19 protein-coding genes are annotated in these 19,777 nt (G+C 62.9%); 8 read left to right on the forward strand and 11 right to left on the reverse strand.

What is annotated here, in order from left to right:
* Nucleotides 1-7: 7 nt before the first annotated feature.
* Both HRQ64_RS16950 and HRQ64_RS16955 read right to left on the reverse strand, forming a co-directional pair.
* The gene (locus tag HRQ64_RS16950) at nucleotides 8-2,077 is read right to left on the reverse strand and encodes an ATP-dependent helicase (protein ID WP_349236723.1); all 2,070 of its coding nucleotides are present in this window, start codon (nucleotides 2,075-2,077) and stop codon (nucleotides 8-10) included.
* A gap of 97 nt (nucleotides 2,078-2,174) precedes the next feature.
* On the reverse strand, nucleotides 2,175-2,579 hold the full coding sequence (locus HRQ64_RS16955) for a DUF3224 domain-containing protein (RefSeq protein WP_172124551.1): 405 nt from the start codon (nucleotides 2,577-2,579) through the stop codon (nucleotides 2,175-2,177).
* A gap of 229 nt (nucleotides 2,580-2,808) precedes the next feature.
* On the opposite strand from HRQ64_RS16955, the gene HRQ64_RS16960 reads away from it, so the two are divergent.
* A complete protein-coding gene (locus tag HRQ64_RS16960; protein ID WP_172124553.1) occupies nucleotides 2,809-5,106 on the forward strand; it encodes a Tex family protein in 2,298 nt (765 codons plus the stop codon).
* A gap of 28 nt (nucleotides 5,107-5,134) precedes the next feature.
* Here HRQ64_RS16960 and HRQ64_RS16965 read toward each other — a convergent pair whose 3' ends face one another.
* From HRQ64_RS16965 to HRQ64_RS16990, 6 genes are all read right to left on the reverse strand, one after another.
* Nucleotides 5,135-5,356, reverse strand: a complete 222-nt coding sequence (locus HRQ64_RS16965; protein WP_172124555.1) for a hypothetical protein — start codon at nucleotides 5,354-5,356, stop codon at nucleotides 5,135-5,137.
* A gap of 59 nt (nucleotides 5,357-5,415) precedes the next feature.
* Complete coding sequence (locus tag HRQ64_RS16970; protein WP_172124557.1) at nucleotides 5,416-6,309, reverse strand: SDR family oxidoreductase; 894 nt, start codon at nucleotides 6,307-6,309, stop codon at nucleotides 5,416-5,418.
* 143 nt (nucleotides 6,310-6,452) lie between these two features.
* Entirely contained in the window at nucleotides 6,453-7,394 is a 942-nt protein-coding gene (locus HRQ64_RS16975) for an ABC transporter substrate-binding protein (RefSeq protein WP_172124559.1), read from the reverse strand.
* 73 nt (nucleotides 7,395-7,467) lie between these two features.
* Nucleotides 7,468-8,499, reverse strand: a complete 1,032-nt coding sequence (locus tag HRQ64_RS16980; protein ID WP_172124561.1) for a zinc-binding alcohol dehydrogenase family protein — start codon at nucleotides 8,497-8,499, stop codon at nucleotides 7,468-7,470.
* The gene (locus HRQ64_RS16985) at nucleotides 8,496-9,269 is read right to left on the reverse strand and encodes an ATP-binding cassette domain-containing protein (protein WP_210258569.1); all 774 of its coding nucleotides are present in this window, start codon (nucleotides 9,267-9,269) and stop codon (nucleotides 8,496-8,498) included. Before HRQ64_RS16985 ends, HRQ64_RS16980 begins: the two co-directional genes overlap by 4 nt.
* Before the next feature lie 41 nt (nucleotides 9,270-9,310).
* A complete protein-coding gene (locus tag HRQ64_RS16990; protein ID WP_172124563.1) occupies nucleotides 9,311-10,330 on the reverse strand; it encodes an ABC transporter permease in 1,020 nt (339 codons plus the stop codon).
* A gap of 110 nt (nucleotides 10,331-10,440) precedes the next feature.
* On the opposite strand from HRQ64_RS16990, the gene HRQ64_RS16995 reads away from it, so the two are divergent.
* Nucleotides 10,441-11,343: a GntR family transcriptional regulator gene (locus HRQ64_RS16995; RefSeq protein WP_172124565.1), complete on the forward strand. Its 903-nt coding sequence runs from the start codon at nucleotides 10,441-10,443 to the stop codon at nucleotides 11,341-11,343.
* 17 nt (nucleotides 11,344-11,360) lie between these two features.
* On the opposite strand, the gene HRQ64_RS17000 is transcribed toward HRQ64_RS16995, so the two are convergent.
* Together HRQ64_RS17000 and ugpC are read right to left on the reverse strand one after the other, a co-directional pair.
* Nucleotides 11,361-12,329 (reverse strand): sugar-binding transcriptional regulator, encoded by a 969-nt coding sequence (locus HRQ64_RS17000; protein WP_172124567.1) that lies wholly within the window; start codon nucleotides 12,327-12,329, stop codon nucleotides 11,361-11,363.
* A gap of 108 nt (nucleotides 12,330-12,437) precedes the next feature.
* Nucleotides 12,438-13,487, reverse strand: coding sequence for a sn-glycerol-3-phosphate ABC transporter ATP-binding protein UgpC (gene ugpC / locus HRQ64_RS17005; RefSeq protein ID WP_172124568.1), 1,050 nt, complete (start codon nucleotides 13,485-13,487; stop codon nucleotides 12,438-12,440).
* A 234-nt stretch (nucleotides 13,488-13,721) separates the two neighbouring features.
* Here ugpC and HRQ64_RS17010 point away from each other — a divergent pair, with 234 nt between their 5' ends.
* The 5 genes from HRQ64_RS17010 to HRQ64_RS17030 are packed head-to-tail and all read left to right on the forward strand — an operon-like array spanning nucleotide 13,722 to nucleotide 18,414.
* Nucleotides 13,722-14,975, forward strand: a complete 1,254-nt coding sequence (locus tag HRQ64_RS17010; RefSeq protein WP_248308264.1) for an extracellular solute-binding protein — start codon at nucleotides 13,722-13,724, stop codon at nucleotides 14,973-14,975.
* A 58-nt stretch (nucleotides 14,976-15,033) separates the two neighbouring features.
* Entirely contained in the window at nucleotides 15,034-15,954 is a 921-nt protein-coding gene (locus HRQ64_RS17015) for an ABC transporter permease subunit (protein WP_172125138.1), read from the forward strand.
* 2 nt (nucleotides 15,955-15,956) lie between these two features.
* On the forward strand, nucleotides 15,957-16,874 hold the full coding sequence (locus HRQ64_RS17020) for an ABC transporter permease subunit (protein ID WP_172124573.1): 918 nt from the start codon (nucleotides 15,957-15,959) through the stop codon (nucleotides 16,872-16,874).
* Nucleotides 16,875-16,898: 24 nt separating this feature from the next.
* A complete protein-coding gene (locus tag HRQ64_RS17025; protein WP_172124575.1) occupies nucleotides 16,899-17,642 on the forward strand; it encodes a glycerophosphodiester phosphodiesterase family protein in 744 nt (247 codons plus the stop codon).
* Nucleotides 17,635-18,414, forward strand: coding sequence for an HAD family hydrolase (locus HRQ64_RS17030; protein WP_349236724.1), 780 nt, complete (start codon nucleotides 17,635-17,637; stop codon nucleotides 18,412-18,414). Before HRQ64_RS17025 ends, HRQ64_RS17030 begins: the two co-directional genes overlap by 8 nt.
* Before the next feature lie 61 nt (nucleotides 18,415-18,475).
* Here HRQ64_RS17030 and HRQ64_RS17035 read toward each other — a convergent pair whose 3' ends face one another.
* Nucleotides 18,476-18,709, reverse strand: a complete 234-nt coding sequence (locus HRQ64_RS17035; RefSeq protein WP_172124577.1) for a hypothetical protein — start codon at nucleotides 18,707-18,709, stop codon at nucleotides 18,476-18,478.
* 169 nt (nucleotides 18,710-18,878) lie between these two features.
* On the opposite strand from HRQ64_RS17035, the gene HRQ64_RS17040 reads away from it, so the two are divergent.
* Nucleotides 18,879-19,685 carry an aspartate dehydrogenase domain-containing protein gene (locus HRQ64_RS17040; RefSeq protein ID WP_172124579.1) on the forward strand — a complete coding sequence of 269 codons (807 nt, stop codon included), beginning with the start codon at nucleotides 18,879-18,881 and terminating at the stop codon, nucleotides 19,683-19,685.
* The last annotated feature ends 92 nt before the right edge of the window (nucleotides 19,686-19,777 follow it).

Consider the following 19,777-nt stretch of genomic DNA (forward strand, 5'->3'; position numbering starts at 1 on the left):
ACCATGGCTATTTTGCCCACATGTTGCGCATGCGCGCGCCAAGATCGGCCTGCACCGGCGTGGGGGTAAACCCATCAGGCTGATAGGGCTTTACCGGGGGCCATAAAATATCTTCGAAACTGCCTAGCGTCGCGCGGGGAATGAAGCGGGTGCGTTGGGCGTACAGATGCCGGTCGCCATGGCGCGACTGCTGGGTGACGTAAAACCGTTGTGGCACCAGCAGATGCAGCTCGTCGCGGGCCCGGGTCATTGCCACGTAAAGCAGGCGCCGCTCTTCTTCCAGTTCATGGGTGCTGCCGGTGCCCAGATCGGAGGGAATGCAGCCATCCACCACATTGAGCACATGCACCGCCTTCCATTCCTGCCCCTTGGCCGAATGAATGGTGGACAAGATGAGGTAGTCTTCATCGAGCAGCGGCACCCCCGCCTGATCGCTCGTCGCCTCGGGCGGATCCAGCGTCAGATCGGTCAGGAACCGCTCGCGGCTGGGATAGCCTGCCCCGATCTGCTCGAGTTGAACGATATCGGCCTGCCGGATGCTGGCATCCTCATAGGTGTGCTCCATGAGGGGCTCGTACCAGAGCCGGGCATAGCCCAGCTCGGCCGGCCAGCCGGCATCACGCCGGGAGAGGCGAGTGACGAGTTCCACGAGCTCCTTCCAGCCCTGACCCGAGCGCGGAGGTTGGGGGATTTCTCCCAGAGCCCAAACGGGATCGGGCCCGGTCGCCAACGCATCGAGCACCTTGCCGGCGGCCGCAGGGCCAATGCCCGGCAGCAGCTGGAGCACGCGGAACCCGGCCACCCGGTCACGCGGATTTTCCACCCAGCGCAGCAGCGCCAGCAGGTCCTTGATATGGGCGGCGTCGAGAAATTTGAGGCCACCGAATTTGACAAAGGGGATGTTGCGGCGCGTGAGCTCGATCTCGAGCGGGCCGGAATGGCTCGAGGTGCGAAACAGCACCGCCTGCTGCTTGAGCAACACGCCGCCTTCGCGCGCTTCGAGCACCTTTTCCACGACGTAGCGCGCCTGGTCAGCCTCGTCGCGCACGGTGACGAGCAGCGGCTTGGCCTCGGACTGCCGCTCGGTCCAGAGATTTTTGGTGAAGCGCTCGCTGGCCTGCTCGATCACCGCATTGGCTGCGGCAAGGATCGGCTGGGTGGAGCGGTAGTTGCGATCAAGGGTGACGATGTCGGCCGCGGGCGAAAAGGCCGTTGGGAAATCGAGGATGTTGCGGACGGTCGCGGCGCGGAAGGAATAGATCGACTGGGCATCGTCGCCGACGACGGTCAGCCCCTGCCCCTGCGGCTTGAGGGCGAGGAGGATCGAGGCCTGTAGCTGGTTGGTGTCCTGATATTCATCCACCAGCACATGATCGAACCGGCTGGCGAGATTGGCTGCGATGGCCGGCTCCTCCATCATCCCGGCCCAATACAGCAGCAGGTCATCGTAATCGAGCACGTTCTGCCCCTGCTTGGCCGAGACATAGGCGGCAAACAGGGCACGCAGCTCGCTTTCCCACATGGCGCACCAGGGGAAAACGGTTTTGAGCACCTCGGCCAGATCACCCTGCGCGTTGACCACACGCGAATAGATAGCGAGGCACGTGCCCTTGGTGGGGAACCGGCTCTTGGCGCCGCTCAAGCCCAGATCGTGGCGCGCGAGGTTCATGAGATCGGCGGAGTCATCGCGATCATGGATGGTGAAGGCAGGGTCAAGCCCGATCTGGACGGCGTGTTCGCGCAGGAGACGCGCGCCGATGCCATGAAAGGTGCCGGCCCAGGCGAGAGCATCCCCGGCCCCACCCGTATTGGTACCGAGGACGCGCGCCAAGATCCGTTCGACTCGGCGGGTCATCTCGCCGGCGCCACGCCGTGAAAAGGTGAGGAGGAGGATACGCCGGGGATCGGCACCATTGACGACAAGATGGGCGACCCGATGGGCCAGCGTATTGGTTTTGCCTGAGCCAGCGCCGGCAATCACCAGCAGCGGCGAGGAGCGATCAGCCCCAACCCCATGCTCCACCGCCCGGCGTTGCTCGGGGTTCAGGGTCTCCAGATATGAGGTATCGAACGCCACGAATCGCAAGGCTCCAGCTAGGCGGGCACCGAACCGTATTCCTGTTTTGTTCGCAAGAGCCGTGGCCAAGATGTCGCGGAAGCGCGGGCGTGTTGCGCTAGCCGAAGGTGTAATCGAACCAGATGTGATGCAGCTCCGCATCAATGCTGATGCCGCCCGTTCCGGTGATGCCCGCCAGCTCCCCGGTGCCACTGCCCTCGACAATGGCGAAGAATTCGTTGGCTCGATCGCTCCCCTGGGTGGCCGCCGAATGAAGGAAGTTGAAGCTGCCCCGCTTGTCCCCAAGCGCACCTTCAAAACTCTCCATGGCAAGGTACGACCCCACGCCCGAGACGCGATCAAAGGCGAAGGTGAAGATCGTGGTCGAGCGGCCGCTGACCTCGCCGGTATAGAGCTTCTCCATCGTGCTCACCCCCACGGGCAAGCCGGTGACCACCGCGTCTGGCACGGCTAGGTCTGCCTGCTGGAACCCCGAGACGGTGAATGTTCCACTGACCTTCATTCCTAACCTCCCCTCCGGTTCTGCTGCTATCATGCACGAGAACATTCAAAGAACAACACCGCTGCGAGCACATGATTCATCTGCCAGGGCGCGGGTTCCGACACCGGCATATTGCGGACATGGTTTATCCCCATGGGAACGCACAACCGGGGAAAAACCCGCCCGATCGGGTGTGACCTGCCGCGCGAGGCGACTATGGTCGCGCCAGCCGAACCCAAGAAGAAGAGCCATGTCCGAACTCGACACCCGCATTGCCGCCCAGATCGCCACCGAGGTGGGGGCCCGCCCGGCCCAGGTTGGTGCGGCGGTGGAACTGCTCGATGGTGGCGCCACGGTGCCCTTTATCGCGCGCTACCGCAAGGAAGTGACGGGCGGGCTCGATGACACGCAGTTGCGGCTCCTCGCCGAGCGGCTGACCTATCTGCGCGAACTCGAAGCGCGGCGGGCGGCGATCCTTAAATCGATCAACGAGCAGGGCAAGCTCACCCCCCAGCTCACCGCCTCCATCACGGGCGCGGCGACCAAGGCGGAACTGGAAGACTTCTACCTGCCCTTCAAGCCCAAGCGGCGCACCAAGGCGGAGATTGCGCGCGAGCGCGGGCTGGGGCCACTGGCAGAGGCCATTCTCGCCAATCGCAATGCCGACCCAGCAGCGCTGGCACAAGCTTACCTCAACGAACACGTACCCGGCACCAAGGAAGCGCTGGAGGGCGCGCGCGATATCGTGGTCGAGGGACTGACCGAGAACGCCGGCCTGCTCGGGCAATTGCGCAGCTATATGCGCGACAAGGCGATGCTGAGCGCCAAGGTGCTCAAGGGCAAGGAAGACGCCGGGGCCAAGTTCTCCGACTATTTTGCCCATTCGGAACGCTGGAACAAGGTCGCCGGCCACCGCGCGCTGGCGATGATGCGCGGACGCGACGAGGAATTTCTGAGCCTCGACATGGAGGTGGACGCCGACCTGCCCGACCCCGTCAAGCCGGCCGAGCGGCTGGTGGCGGGCGCGCTCAAGGCGCAGGGCAATGGCGCGGGCGACAACTGGCTGCGCGAGGTTGCGGGCTGGGCCTGGCGGACGCGGCTGCGTGCGTCCTTGTCGGTGGACCTGATGGTGGAACTACGCGAACGCGCCGAAGCCGAGGCCATTTCCGTGTTTGCCCGCAACCTCAAGGACCTGCTGCTCGCGGCACCCGCTGGCGCTCGGGCCACGATGGGGCTCGATCCCGGCATCCGCACCGGGGTCAAGGTCGCGGTGATCGACCCCACCGGCAAGGTGCTCGATACGGCGACGATCTACCCGTTCCAGCCCCGCAACGACGTGGTGGGGGCGCAAGCGGCTATCCAGGCGCTGATCCAGAAGCATCGGGTCGAACTTATTGCTATCGGCAATGGCACCGGCAGCCGGGAAACCGAAAAACTCGTCGCCGACCTCATCGAACGCCTGCCGGCGCCCAAACCGACCAAGGTGATTGTTTCGGAAGCGGGGGCTTCGGTTTATTCGGCGTCGCAGCTTGCAGCGACCGAGTTCCCCAATCTCGATGTGTCACTGCGCGGGGCGGTGTCCATCGCGCGGCGCCTGCAGGATCCGCTGGCCGAGCTGGTCAAGATCGAGCCCCAGGCGATCGGGGTCGGGCAATACCAGCACGATGTCGACCAGAACCGGCTCGGGCGCTCGCTCGACGCGGTGGTGGAAGACGCGGTGAACGCGGTAGGCGTTGATCTCAACACCGCTTCAGCGCCCCTCCTTGCGCGGATTTCGGGCCTTGGCGCCTCGGTTGCCGAAGCCATTGTCAGCTATCGCGATGCCAATGGGCCGTTCCAATCGCGCAAGGCGCTGCTCAAGGTGCCACGGCTGGGCCAGCGCACTTTCGAGCAAAGCGCGGGGTTCTTGCGCATCACCGATGGCACCGAGCCGCTCGATGCGTCCTCGGTTCACCCCGAGGCCTATGGCGTGGCGCGCCGGATCGTTGCGGCCTGCGGGCGGGATTTGCGCACGCTGATGGGCGACAAGGCGGCGCTGGCCGGGCTCGATCCCAGGAGCTTTGTCGATGAGCGTTTCGGCCTGCCTACCGTACGCGATATTTTGGCCGAGCTGGAAAAGCCCGGCCGCGACCCGCGCCCAGCCTTCAAGACCGCGACCTTTGCCGAAGGCGTGGATGACATCAAGCATCTCAAGCCCGGCATGATGCTGGAGGGCACGGTGACCAATGTCGCCGCCTTTGGTGCCTTTGTGGATATTGGCGTGCATCAGGATGGGCTGGTGCATGTCTCGCAACTGGCTGACAAATTCGTCAAGGACCCCCATGAGGTGGTCAAGGCGGGCGATGTGGTAAAGGTTCGCGTGGTCGAGGTGGACCTGCCGCGCAAACGCATCGGGCTAACCATGCGCAGGGATGGCGAGGCCGCCGCGCCGCGCGAACGTGGTCGTGAGCAGCCAATACGCCCCAGCCAACGCCCGCCGCAGGAAGCCAAGCGCAGCACCGGCTCGCTGGGCGACATGCTGAGCGCTGCGATGCGCAACAAGAAGTAGCGCCGCCGACTGTGAGCCGGCGGCTAAATCAGAACAGCCGCCGGCGGGCGCGGCTACCAGCCGAAACAATGGGCACTACCGCAAGCAGGATCATGCCGACCATGCCCCCGATCGCCAGGAACCCGGCGGGGGTAATCTCGGCATCGACCTCAAGGCTTGCACGGCCCCAGGCCCAGCGGACGCGGGCTCGGGCCGGCGCATTGGGTGTTGCCCGAACCGGCACGAGCTTGCCGGTGGCCTCCTCGTCCATGATGAACTCCGTTGCTGTGGAAAGGAGCCGGGCACAGGGGCCCGGCCCATGAAGGCGCGTCAGGCGATGCCGGCGCCGCCGGTGACGCCAAACACTTCGCCGGTGATGTAGCTGGCTTCCTGGGACGCGAGCAGCACATAGATGGGCGCCAGCTCGACCGGCTGCCCCGGGCGGCCAAAGGCGCTGTCCGAGCCCATCTGCATGACCTTTTCCTCGGGCTGGCCGCCGCTCGACTGCAGGGGCGTCCAGAACGGGCCGGGGGCCACGGAATTGACGCGCACGCCGTTCTCGATCAGCTGCTTGGAGAGGGCCTTGGTATAGGCGACGATGCCGGCCTTGGTGGTGGCGTAATCAAGCAGGATGGCCGAGGGCTCATAGGCTTGGATGGAGGCCGTGGTGATCACGGCAGCGCCCGGCTTGAGATGCGGCACGGCTGCCTGGGCGATCCAGTGCATGGCGTAGAGATTGGTCTTCATCGTCTTGTCGAAATCGGCCGAGGTGACCTTGTCAATCGACTCGCGGTTCTGCTGCCGGCCGGCATTGATGACGAGGATATCGAGTCCGCCCAGCCCCTCGACGGCCTGGCTCACCAGCTGCTGGCACCAGTTTTCATCGGTGATGTCGCCGGGAAGCGCGATGGCCTTGCGCCCTTCGGCTTCGATCAGCTTGATCACCTCCTGCGCGTCGCTTGACTCGGCCTCAAGAAAGGAGATGGCGACATCCGCGCCTTCGCGGGCATACGCGATGGCCGCGGCCCGGCCAATGCCGGAATCGCCGCCAGTGATCAGCGCCTTGCGGCCCTTGAGCTTGCCCGAGCCCTGATAGGAGCTTTCGCCATGATCGGGCACCGGATCCATTTTGGCGGCCAGACCAGGGATGGGTTGCGGCTGGCGTGGGAACGGGGGCTGGGGATATTGGCTGCGCGGGTCCTGCATGGTGAGGCGATCGGTCATGGCTCTCTCTCGAAGTGGGATGCCATGACCAACGACGGGTGCGGGCGTGAGTTCCGCGGCAGAAGCGCGCTACAGCTTGCGATGGCGCAACATTGTCGGGTGAAAAACCCGGACGGACGCGGTGCCTGCCCGGGTAGAGTTGCTTAGTACAGCACGTTCTGCGCTTCGGGCTGGTCGATATTGTCCTTGGTGACAAGGACGACGCCGGTATCGATCTGCTCCTCGAGGGTTTTGCCGCCCAGAAGGTCGAGCGCGGCCTGCACGCCCAGTTCGCCCATCTGGTAGGAGCCCTGGACGAGAATGCCCGAGAGCGTGCCGTCCTTGACGAAGGCCTGCAGGTCCTCGTTGCCATCAAAACCGATGGCAGTCAGCTGGCCGGCCTTGCCGGCCTGCACGATGGCGCGGCCCATGCCGATGGCGGTGGGCTCATTGGCGCCAAAGATCGCCACCAAGTCGGGATTGGCAGCCAGCACGTCGGTGGTCTGGTTGAGGGCGGTGGCCATCTGGGACTGGGAGTAATAGGGGCCGACGATTTCGAGCTCGCTATTGCCCTTCAGATATTCGGTGAAGCAGCCGACGCGGCCGATCTCCGAGCCAACACCGGCGACATAAGACATGACGGCAACCTTGCCGGTGGTGCCGGCGCCATCGATCACGGCCTGAGCAGCCATTTCGCCCGCCTTGCAGTTATCGGTGGAAAGGAACGTCTGGTAGAGGCCTGCGCCGCTTTCACCCAAGGCGGAGTCGATGATGGCGACGGGAATGCCCGCTTCGTTGGCGCGGCGCACGACCGGCACCAGTGCTTCGGGGTCGGAAGGGGCTAGGACGATGCCCGCGACCCCGCGATTGACCGCGTTTTCCACCAGGTTAACCTGGTCGGCCACGGCGGCTTCCGAAGCGGGGCCGTCAAAGCTCAGCGTGTGCTCGGAATTGCCTTCGAGTGCGGCGGCAGCGCCCTTGTTGACGTTCTGCCAGAAGTTCGAGTTGGTGGTCTTGACGATCACGGCGATTTCGCCGGCCGAAGCGGCGGCGATGGTGAGGCAAAGCGCGGATGCGACGGTGCCAAGCAGGACAGATTTCTTCATGTTACTCCTCCGATAATGAAGCTTGGTGGTTAGGCGTTCTGACGAGCCGTAAGCCGGCGCGTTTTGCTGAACATCATGGCCGAACCACAGCCTTGATCAGGCTTTCCCGATCCTCCGCCAGTTCGGCAAAGCGGCGCGGCAGATCGGCCAGGTCGATCTCCTCGGACAGCAGCGCCGCCGTAGCGATCTGCCCCGCCCGGATCGCGGCCATCACGCGCTCGAAATCGGCGCGCAGTGCGTTGCGGCTGCCGATGATGCGCGCTTCGCGCTTGTGAAACTCGGCATCGCTGAAGGTGATATCGCCCTTGACGACGCTGACCAGCACATAGGTGGAGCCATGCGCCAGCAGGGAGAAGCCGGCTTCGATCGCCTTGCCAGAACCGGTGGCGTCAAAAACGACGTCAAAACCATCAGCCAGATCGCCGACGAGAATGGCGCCGGGATCACTATACAAGTGCCCAAAGCCGAACCGCTTGCCGGCGAGCTCTAGGCGGCGCGGGCTGAGATCCAGCAGGTGTACATCAGCGCCAGCCAGACGGGCAAACAGCGCTACACCCAGACCGATGGGGCCGGCGCCCGTGACCAGCACTCGGTCGTTTTGGCGCAATTCCGAGCGGGCCACCGCATGGGCGCCAATGGCGAGGAACTCGACCATGGCTGCCTGCAACTCGGAAAGACCCGTGGCCGGATAAAGATTGCCAAGGGGCACGGCAATACGGCTACACAGGCCGCCGTCGCGATGCACGCCAAGCACTTCGATGCGGGTGCAGCAATTGGGCTTGCCCCGGCTGCAGGCGCGGCAGGTGCCGCAGGACACATAGGGATTGATGACGACAAGTTCGCCCGCGGCCATGTCACCGGCCGCCTCGACCAGCCGACCCGACAGCTCGTGCCCGATCACCCGTGGATATTGCAGATAAGGGTGCTTGCCTTCAAAGATATGGTAATCGGTGCCGCACAGCCCGACTGCGGCAATATCCACCAGCGCCCAGCCTTCCGGCGCCTCGGCGGGACGGGGGGCCTGGCGCAGCTCGAACAACCCCGGCTCCACACAGGTGCCGACGGTCATGGTGCCCAACGCGTTGACCTGAACGGCCTCGTTCATTGCAGAACTCCTTGTTGGCGCGACTGCCAGTTGTCGGGCAGCGCGCCCTTGATGATGAGGCTGAGCACGTCGTCCTTGCTGACCTCGCCGATCGCATGCGAGCCCACTTTTTCGCCGCGGTTCATCACGACGACGCGGTCGCAAAGGTCGAACACGTCGTGCATGTCGTGGCTGATGAGGAAGATGCCCAGGCCCTCGTCGCGCAGCTGCTTGATGAGTTCGCCCACCATGGCGGTTTCGGCCGGCCCGAGCGCCGCGGTAGGCTCGTCCATGATGAGGATCTTGGCGTCGAAATAGATCGCGCGGGCGATGGCAATGACCTGGCGCTGGCCGCCCGAAAGGCGCGCCACAGCATCGGTCAGGTTGCGGAAATTGGGGTTGAGCCGCGCCAAGACACGCTTGGATTCCTCAAGCATGCGCTTGTCATCGAGATTGCCCCAACGCGTGCGCAACTCCCGCCCGAGAAAGAGGTTGGCCGGCGCATCGAGATGCTCGGCCAGGGCCAGGGTCTGGTAAATGGTTTCAATGCCCTGGTCGCGGGCATCGGTGGGGGAGTTAAGGGAGGCGACTTCCCCCCGGATGCGGATTTCGCCCGCGCTCGGAGTCATGGCGCCCGAGAGGATGCGCATCAGGCAGGACTTGCCCGCGCCGTTGTGGCCGAGCAGGCCCACCACTTCGCCGGCATGCAGATCAAGGCTGACGCCGTTGACCGCGCAAACGCCGCCAAAGTGCTTCTCAATGTCGATCATTTCAACCAATCGCGTGGTCATGGTCTGCCCCCGGTGTGAAGCTGGTGTTTGCTGGGAGATGATCATCGGTGGCGCAACTGATCGATAAAGACAGCCAGGATCACCACGATGCCGATGACGATCTGCTGGATGAAGGATGAGACACCGGCCATGTTGAGGCCATTGCGCAGCACGCCGATGATGAAGGCGCCGATCATGGTGCCCGAAATCGTGCCGACCCCACCCATGAGAGACGCGCCGCCGATCACCGCCGAAGCGATGGCGTCGAGCTCGTACATCACCCCTTCATTGGGCTGGGCGGTCACGAGGCGCGACATCAGCACATTGCCCGCAACGCCGGCGAGGCCGCCCGACAGCATATAGGCGGCAATCTTGGTGCGATCGACATTGACGCCGGCCAGCCGCGCCGCTTCCTCGTTGGAGCCGGTGGCATAAAGATGCCGGCCCAGCGGACGGCGGCGCAGCACATAGGCGGCGATGAGGGCGATGATGACGAGAAGAATGACTGGGTAGGGGATACCCGGAAAGACGACGCGCGACAGGCCATTGGGCAGCTTTTCAACCATGCGCCAAAGAGCGCCATTGCCCAGCCAGCCAAAGGCCTCGCCCAGCTGCGAAATCGGCGCGGCGCCGGTCAGCTGCAGCGCAGTGCCGCGCGCGATCAACATCATGCCGAGTGTGGCGACAAAGGGCGTGATCTTGAGCTTGGTGATGACCAGACCATTGGCGAGGCCGCAAAGGGCCCCTACCCCGACGCCGGCCAGCATGCCGAGCGGCACGGGAACGCCGGCCTTGACCAGCATGCCGGTAGCCGTGCCCGAAAGGGCGAGCACTGCGCCCACGGACAGATCGATGCCGCCGGTGATGATCACCATGGTCATGCCAATGCCAAGAAGCGCGATGACCGAGGTCTGCAGCAAAACGGTCAGGCCGTTATTCACCGACAGAAAGGCTGCATTGCCGAAGGCGAAGACCGCGATCAGGATCGCCAGCGTGAACAAGGCGGAGAGCTTGTGCAGCGTTTCCCCGTTGATCCGGCCCGTGGGCCAGGATGTGCCGGTGGTGCTTTGGACGGCCGCCATGACTCTCCCAACTTTTCTGTTTTAAATTATTGAAACCAGCCTTTCGCCATTGCCTCTGCCCTGTCAATTGTTTTTAATGATTGTCGACAAATGTACCGGGAGCGCCTTGAGTGGCCAGAACTGACGAGCGCTTTCGCGAAGCTTTCAACAGCTTGCTGGATCGTTGCGAGGCGCTTCTACCAGGCGACCAATTGCCAGCCGAACTGGCGCTGGCGGCCGATCTCGAGGTGAGCCGGACCGTAGTGCGGGCAGCGCTTGAGCGCATGAAAGCCGAAGGCTTGATCGAGTGGAATGGCCGGCAAAAGACCTTGGTGCGTTTGCCCAAGCCGATCGACAGGCTGGCGGTGCAGGCCGACCAGATTTCCCTCGATGAACTTGAGCGGCAGTTCCTCGACTGGATCTTGCGGTTCGACGTGGCGCCCGGCACCGCGCTCAACGTCACCTATCTCGCCAAGACCTTCCGCGTGACCGCCTATGGCCTGCAGGAGTTTCTGGCTTCACTCAGCCGTTTCGGGCTGGTGCGGCGTCGCCCGAGGGGCGGCTGGGAGCTGGTGGGGTTCACCCGCGATTATGCCGTTGAACTGTCGGACTTCCGCATGGTGCTTGAGCTCAATGCGGTTTCCCATGTGATTTCCCTGCCGCCGAGCGATCCGATCTGGGAGCGACTTGCCGTGCTCAAGGCGGATCACCGGCAACTCGCCGCTGAGATTGATACGCGCTACCACGATTTTTCGCTGCTCGATGAGCGCTTCCACACCACGATCGGCAAAACGGTGCGGAACCGGTTTGCCAGCGAGTTCCAAAAGGTCATCACCCTCGTTTTTCACTACCATTACCAGTGGGACAAAAAGGACGAGCGCGAGCGCAACACGGCTGCGGTGGGGGAGCATTTGCGGCTGATTGAGGCCTTGCAGGCGCGCGATGAGCAGGCAGCCCTCACCGCTGCCCGGGAGCACCTGCAAACTTCCAAGCAAACCCTGCTCAACTCGCTACGCATTCACGCCCTGCCCTGATGGCGGCAGTGCCGGGCCTACCTCTCCCGCGTCAGTGCAAGCGCCTTGCGAGCGGTGTCTTCGTCGCAGACCAGGGCGCTACCCATGCGGGAGCGCAGGGCCCCGGCAATAGCGGCGGCCTTGGACAAGCCGCCGGCGGCAAAGATGACACGAGGCACCTTGGCGAGGATGGCGAGGGGAAGAGCAACGGCCCGGCTGTTGATCTCGTGGTCGATCAGGGCGCCGTCCCGGTTGATGAACTGGCCCAGGATATCGCCGACCGCGCCGGCATCAAGGAGCGACTGCAGCTCCACGTCCTGGGGCAGGCCATAGCGCATCAGCAGTGAGCGATCCGACAGGTCCCCGATACTGACGAGGATGATGTCGTTCCGAGCGATGCGGTCAAAGGCGCTTTGAAACTCGCGTTGGTTGAGGATGGCGTCGCGCGACTGGGCACTGTCGGCATAAACCGGCGCGGCGAGATAAGCGCATTCGGCATTGAGCTGGCGGGCCAGATCGCTGGCGATGTCGAAGGTGTTGATGGCCAGCCCGCGGGTGAGGCCGCCGATCACCGAGCTGACGCAAAGCTGGGGATATTTGGCGGCGGGCACGAAGCGCACCATCTCGCGCAAGGTCGCGCCCCAGGCGGTGCCGACACCCGAGACCTCGTTGCTGCTCAAGAGCTGCATCAAGTATTGTGCGGTTGCTTCGCCGATCAGCACGGGGACCATGTCGAGGTCCTTGGGGGTGGGCAGGATGATGGCCCGCTCCAGCCCGAACTCCGTCATCAGTTCCTGCTCGAGCTCGATGCAACTGGTCAGGCTGGTGTTGAGCGTGATGGTCACGAGCCCGGTGCGCCGCGCATCATTGATCAGCTTGTTGATGCGCGGGCGATTGGTCGAGAGCAGATCGGCTATCTCGGCCTGCGTGCGCCCTTCCTTGAAATAAAGCCAGGCGACGCGCACCAGGGTTTGGTCAAAAGGATGCTCGCCTGGCGTCAATTGCATGAAGATCTCTACCCGTCTGGCCGTAACACGGTCAGGCCCTTACCACAATTGCACAGTGGCCCGGCTCAGTTTCACTGTGCAAGCGCCTGCGGTCACTGCCATGGCCAACTATTGCGTGGCAATACGCTGGGTGGTTTCGGCGTTGAACTGGTGCAAGGCCGCGTGCTCTGCCCAAAGGGTGATGGTCTTGCCATCTTCGATGCCGCTGGCATCGTCGAGGCTGGCGACCAGCGGATCGGCATAGCCGTCCAGTCGTAGATGCACATGGAACTCGTTGCCCAGCGGCTCCACCAGTTCCACGACGCCCGTGAAGCTGATGGCGGGAGCGGCAGGCTGGACCAACGAAAGCGAGTCCGGACGAACGCCCACGATGTCGGCCGCAGGATCATAGATGGGATGACCGACCGCCGCCGATCCCAGCACCTTGATCGGCAAAAGGTTCATCGGCGGGGAGCCGATAAAGCTCGCGACAAACAGGGTCGCGGGGGTCTGGTAGACCTCCATGGGCGTGCCGATCTGCTCGATCCGGCCGGCATTCATCACCACCAACCGGTCGGCCAGGGTCATGGCTTCCATCTGGTCATGGGTGACGTAGATGGAGGTCGTACGCAGCCGGCGCTGCAGCTTGCGAATCTCGACCCGCATCTGCACGCGCAGCTTGGCGTCGAGGTTGGACAGCGGCTCGTCAAAGAGGAACGCGGCAGGGTTGCGGACAATGGCGCGCCCCATGGCCACGCGCTGGCGCTGCCCGCCCGAAAGCTGTCCAGGACGGCGATCGAGCAAGGGGCCGATCTCGAGAATGCGCGCGGCTTCTTCGACCCGGCTGGCAATATCGAATTTGGAATAATGGCGATTGCGCAGGCCATAGGAGAGGTTCTCGCGCACCGACATATGCGGATAAAGCGCGTAGTTCTGGAACACCATGGCAATGTCCCGATCGGCCGGTTCGACCGTGCTCACATCCTTGTCGCTGATGCGCAGAACGCCCGAGCTGATCGATTCGAGCCCGGCCACCATGCGCAGCAGCGTGGATTTTCCACAACCCGAGGGCCCCACCAGGACGATCATCTCGCCATCTTCGATACTGAGGCTAACCCCTTTCACCGCCTCTACATTTCCGTAGCGCTTGCGCAGGTTGTCGAGTTCGATGCTGGCCATATCCGGGCTCCTCCGTTCACTGTCTTACATTTGTAACATGACGTTGACACTATTCAAGGGTCCCGCTAGCGTTGCTCATGCTCCGTTAGAGAGCGGACTGGCCGCCCAGTCTGGGCGAACCCCAATGAGGAGGGCTTAATGAAGATTTCCAAGTCCAGATTGCCTGGCTTTATCAACGCTGCTGCGGGCCTCGTGACCGCTTCGGTGTCGGTTCTGGCGCTGACCGCTCCCGCCATGGCTCAGGATCGCATCACCATAGAGTGGTGGCATGCACTGGGTGGGCGCCTGACGCCCATCGTCGACGAGCTCGTCACCAAGTTCAACGATTCCCAGGACGAGTTTCAGCTGGTTGCCACCAACAAGGGCAACTACGAAGAAGCCATGGCTGTCATGATCGCGGCTTATCGCGTCAAGCAGCACCCCGTGCTGTCGCAGACCTCAGAGCGCACCTTCCTGACCATGATCCATTCCGGCGCCACCAAGCCGGTGCCTGAGCTGATGGAAGAGCAGGGCTATGACATCGACTGGAGCAATTTCGTTGCCCCTGTCGCCGAATACTATTTCCAGGATGGCAAGCCGGCAGCGATGCCGTTCAACTCCTCCACCCCAGTGTTCTGGTACAATGCGGACCACTTCAAGGCCGCCGGCTTTGATGCACCGGGCGAAACCTGGCAGGAAGTCGAGCAGCAGCTTTATGCGATCAAGGAGCAGGGCATCAATGATTGCTCCATGGCCTTGGCGCGCGACTTTGTCTGGAGCCTGATCGAGAACTATTCGGCCATGCACGACCAGCAATATGGCACGCTTGCCAATGGCTTTGATGGGCTGGCAACCGAGTTCACCTTCAACAAGAGCCCACTGGTCGTCGGCCAGCTCGAGCGCCTGGACAAGTGGATGGATGACGGCGTCCTCCAGATCGCCGGCCAAGGCCTCAACCCCGAGGAGCTGTTTATTTCGGGCAAGTGCTCCACCATCACTGCCTCCACCGCCGCGCATGCCGGCGTGGAAGCGGGCGCGCAGTTCAACTGGGGTGCCACTTATCTCCCCCACGAAGAAGGTGTTGAGCCCAAGAACAGCACCATCGGTGGCGGCGCACTCTGGGTTTTGGCCAACAAGAGCGAAGAAGAATACAAGGGCGCCGCAGCGTTCCTGAACTTCGTGGCCTCTCCGGAAATCCAGACCTGGTGGGCTGGTGCGACCGGCTATGTGCCCGTGACCAACCAGGCCTATGACAAGTTCAAGGCGGACGGCTACTACGACGAGCATCCGACGCGCGAAATTGCCATTCTCCAGCTCAACCGCGGCACCCCGACCGAAAACTCGCGCGGCTTCCGCTTTGGCAACCACAACCAGATCTTCGAGATCATGAACCAGGAAATCCAGGGCGTCTGGACGGGTCAGCAGACTCCCCAGGAAGCATTGGACAAGTCCGTTGCTCGCGGCAACGAGGTCCTGCGTCAGTTCGAGCAGCTCAATGCCAACAAGTGAAGACGTCATTCTAGCAGGGAGCGCCTCCGGGCGCTCCCCCAGCTTTGACCTGCGCGGCATGGTGGCAGGGCTCCTGCGTCCGTCCGATGCCGGGCTCAAAGCCAACCATTTCAAGCGCCCTGGCCTGGCTGCCGCGCTGCTGGCGCCGCAGCTGCTGATCCTGCTGTTTTTCTTCTTTATCCCGTCCTACAAGGCGCTTTCGCTGGCCTTTGTGCAGGTGGATCCGTTTGGCGGCAACACCATGTGGGTGGGCCTTTCCAACTTCACCCAGCTGTTTTCCAGCGCCGAATATCGCGCCAGCGCCTCCTTCACCGTGTTTTTCACCGTGGTGACGAGCGTCGCGACGCTCCTGTTTGCGGGCATCTTTGCTTTCGCCACCGATTTCGTGGTGCGCGGCAAGGGCATCTACAAGAGCATCATCCTGCTCCCCTATGCCATTGCCCCCGTGATCTCGGGCGTCCTTTGGGCCTTCCTGTTCAATCCGGCAGTTGGCCCCATCGCGCAGTTCCTCCACTCCCTCGGCATCCCGTGGGACCCCAATCGCCGTCCGGCCGATGCCCAGACGCTGCTGATCATCGCGGCCGTGTGGAAGCACATCTGCTACAATTATATTTTCCTGGCCGCCGCCTTGCTGGCCGTCCCTACCTCCCTGCTTGAAGCGGCCACGCTCGATGGCGCCAAGCCCTTGCGCCGGTTCTTCACCGTGTCGCTGCCGCTGGTGACGCCAACCATCTTCTTCCTGATCGTCATGAACTTCGTTTACGCGATGTTCGAGACCTTCGGCATTGTCGATGCGGTTACCAGAGGCGGTCCGGCAGCAGCCACCAATATCCTGGTCTACAAGGTCTACCAGGAAGGCTTTGTGCAGCTGAACCTGGGTTCATCGGCCGCCCAGTCGGTGGTGCTGATGATCGTGGCGATTGCCTTCACCGTCCTGCAGTTCCGCGCCCTTGAGCGCAAAGTCAATTATGGGGTCTGAGCATGATCCAGAACCGGACCCTCACCATTGTCTGCCATGGCATCCTGATCTTTGGTGCCCTGCTGGTCTGCTTGCCGCTTTACTTCGCCTTTGTGGCCAGTTCGCACACGCTCCAGGAAGTGCAGCAATCCCCCTTCCCGGTACTGCCGGGGCTGCACTTCTTTGACAATGTCGCGCAGGCCTGGAACGAGGGCAATTTCGGCCGGCTGTTCCTCAACTCGATCATCGTCACCTGCGGCATCGTGATCGGCAAGCTCGCCATCTCGCTGTTGGCGGCCTTTGCCATCGTTTACTTCCGCTTCCCGTTCCGGATGACGGCGTTCTGGCTGATCTTTGTGTCCCTGATGCTGCCCGTGGAAGTGCGCATCATCCCCACCTATGAGGCCGTTGCCGACGTGGCAGGGCCCCTGCGCTGGGTGGTCGATATTTCGGGCCTGTCCGAGTTGATCGCCTCCCTGACCGGTTATCGGGTCGAGACCGCGCTCAACTGGAGCCTCGTCAACACCTATCAGGGCCTGATCCTACCCCTGATTGCCTCGGCTTCGGCGGTGTTCCTGTTCCGCCAGTTCTTTCTCACCGTGCCCGAGGAGCTCTGCGAAGCGGCGCGCCTCGACAAGGCGGGACCCATGCGGTTCTTCTGGGATATCCTGCTGCCGCTCTCCAAGGCCAATATCGGGGCGCTGGCGATCATCCTCTTCATCTTCGGGTGGAACCAGTATCTCTGGCCCCTCCTCTTTACGACCGACAAGAGCATGGCCACTGCCGTGCTGGGCCTCAAGCAATTGGTGCCCGTTGCCGATGCGGAACCGGCCTGGAATTTGGCCATGGCCGCCGCGTTCTTCGTCATGCTGCCCCCAGCCGTCATCATCCTGGCGATGCAGGGCCTGTTCACCAAAGGACTTGTCGATTCCGGCAAGTAAGCTTCAACCAAGAGGGTATCTGAAGTGGTTCAAATCGTCGGTCACCGCGGCGGTCGCAACGTGTGGCCAGAAAACAGCCTGGGCGGCTTCGAGAAGGTGCGCGCGCTCGGCGTCGATGCCGTGGAGTTCGATATCCACCTGACCAAGGCGGGCGAGCTCCTGTGCATCCATGACGCCACGCTCGAGCGCACGACGCTGGGCACCGGTCTTGTGGCCGATCTGCCGGTGGATGGACGCAAGAACGTCATCTTGCGCGACAGCGACAACGAGCACATCCCGACTTTCCGCGACGTGCTCGAACAGTTCGCCGATAGCACGCTCGAACTCCATATCGAGCTCAAATCGGATCACGACCACAAGCCCTATCCGGGCATTGTGCCCGCCGTGCTCGCCGAGATGGAGCGCTTCAACTTCGGGGATCGGGCGGTGCTCACGAGCTTTGATCCCGATGTGCTGCGCGACATCCGTGCAGCGGTGCCCAATGGGCGGCGCCTTGCTTCGATTGACCGGCACTCGGCCGAGCGCCTGGGCGGGCTGCCGGCCGCGCTCACCATGCTCGGCGAACTCGTCGAGATCGTCGCGGTGGAACGCAGCGTCCTGCTCGAAAATCTTGATCTGGTGAAGTCCATCGTGCCGATGAACCGGTGGGCGGTATGGATGTGCAACGATGCGGAAAGTATCGAATACTGGCTGCAGCAGCCCGTGTTTTCCATCACCTCCGATGTTCCCGATCTCGCCGTTTCCGTAAAGGAAAAGCTTCGTGGCTGATTCAATACTCGATACGGATAGGGCCGCGGCCGACCCCATCATCTTGCACAACACCGACCTCGTGATCTTCGATTGCGATGGAGTGTTGATCGACAGCGAGATCATTGCCAGCCGCACCATGGCCGAAGCCCTTACCGATGCGGGCTTTCCCATGACGCAAACCGAAGCGCATGTGACTTTTACCGGCAATTCCGAGCGGGACACCAAGGCTTATCTGACTGAAAAGCTCGGCGTCACGGATCTCGACGCGCTGTTCACCGCCTGGGGCAAGCGCCTTTACAAGGGCTTTGAAGCCGTCGAAGAGATCGAGGGCATTGCCGATGTGGTGACACGCCTCAACCGCCCGATCTGCGTGGCCTCCAACAGCTCGCTCTACCGGCTGACTCGCAGCCTTGGGCGCGTCGGGCTCTGGAAGGCCTTTCATGGTCATGTGTTCAGCGCCGACCACGTTGCCCACCCCAAGCCAGCACCGGACCTGATGCTGCACTGCGCCGCTGAAATGGGGGCCGATCCGCGCCGCTGCGTGATGATCGATGACAGCCCCCATGGCGTGGAGGGCGCCCTTGCCGCTGGCATGATCGCCATCGGCTTTGTGGATTTGCGCGATCCCCGCGGCAAGCGGGCTGAAGTGCTACGCGAAGCGGGCGCGCATCTGGTCGCGAATGGCAGCGGCGAATTGCAGGCCTGCCTCGAGCAAGCCGATTTGATGCTGGGAAACAGTTCTGCTCGCCCTCAAGACGCTACCCTGGGCTCTGGCTCAGAGGCCCGCTAAACACGTCCCATGCCCGGCCCCCCTCGCGTGGCCGGGCATCCCCGCTCGATATGCCCGAGCCCTACCAGTTGCTTTCCAGCGCTTCGCGAGCCTGATCGTCACTCCAGCTGGCGGGCACCCAGACCCCAATCTGCTTGCCTTCGCGCTCGATCTGGGCGTGCCGCATCGGCGTCGCGCCCGTAGCGCCCGGGCTTTCGTCATGGTCGTATTCGGCCAGTTCGTGGCTGAACTCCCTGCCGTGCCAGTCGCCGTGATGCAGCCATCGGCCAGTGAATTTTTCCTGCGTAATGCTCATGGTAAACCTCGTGGTTACCGTAATAACGCCAATCGGCTGATCCGGCTCCGCGCAAAATCGTCGCCGGCACAGACAAATCTGTGCCATTCCAGCCCTTGCCTTAGTGAAAGCCGATATACCGACAAGAAGAAGCTACACGCTCGATTGCCAAGCACGCGCCCGCAATAGTATGCCGGCTGGAACAAGCCAGAACCGAGGTGAGCAAATCTACCAGCCCAAGAAAATCGGCCTGATTGGTGCGGGAGCAATCGGGCAGTCGCTGTTGCGTGCCATCGCCGCCATGCCCGATGTTGAACTGGCATTTGTCTTGGTGCGAGATGCGGGCAAACTGCAGGGCCTCGATGTGGACCCCAGCGTGGTTGTGACCGATCCCTCCGCGGCAATTGAGCGGGATGCCGACCTGGTGCTCGAGGCGGCAACGCCAGCCCTGGTTGCTGCGCTGGCGCCAGGCTGGCTCGAGCGAGCCGATTTTTGCGCCTTCAGCTGCTCGGCGCTGGCCGATGCCGAGACCGACCGGGCTGTCCGCGCTGCGGCGGCACAATCGGGGCGCCGGTTCTTTGTGCCCCATGGCGCGGTTCTGGGGCTCGACGGCATTGCCGATGGGCGCGACCTCATTGAACGCGTTACCATCACAACGACCAAGAGCGGCAAGAGCCTTGGGCTCGATCCGGAAACGGAGGGCCTGGTGTTCGAGGGATCTGTGCGCGAAGCCTGCGGGCTGTTTCCGCGCAACGTCAATGTTCACGCCGCCATTGCCCTGGCGGGGATCGGTTTTGACCAGACGACCAGCCGGATTATTGCGGAACCAGGCCTCGCCACCAATCAGCATCGCATCGAAGTCACCGGCGAGGGCTTCGACTGGGATCTTGGCGTATCCTCGCGCTCCTTGGGTGGGGTGACGGGATCCTACACGCCGCTCTCCGCTGTTGGCTCGCTTCGGCGTATCCTCGGGGGCACAGGCGTGGCCTTGGTCTAGTGGCTGGCGAGCAAGGACTAACTCGGATTTAACTGCCTCCCGAGCCCCTGGAGCTCAGTCTTCCCCTTCCAGGATGCCCCATCAAATGCCGT

Origin of the sequence: Devosia sp. 919 (genome assembly GCF_013185965.1) — a bacterium.
In the GTDB taxonomy this organism is placed as follows: Bacteria; Pseudomonadota; Alphaproteobacteria; order Rhizobiales; family Devosiaceae; genus Devosia.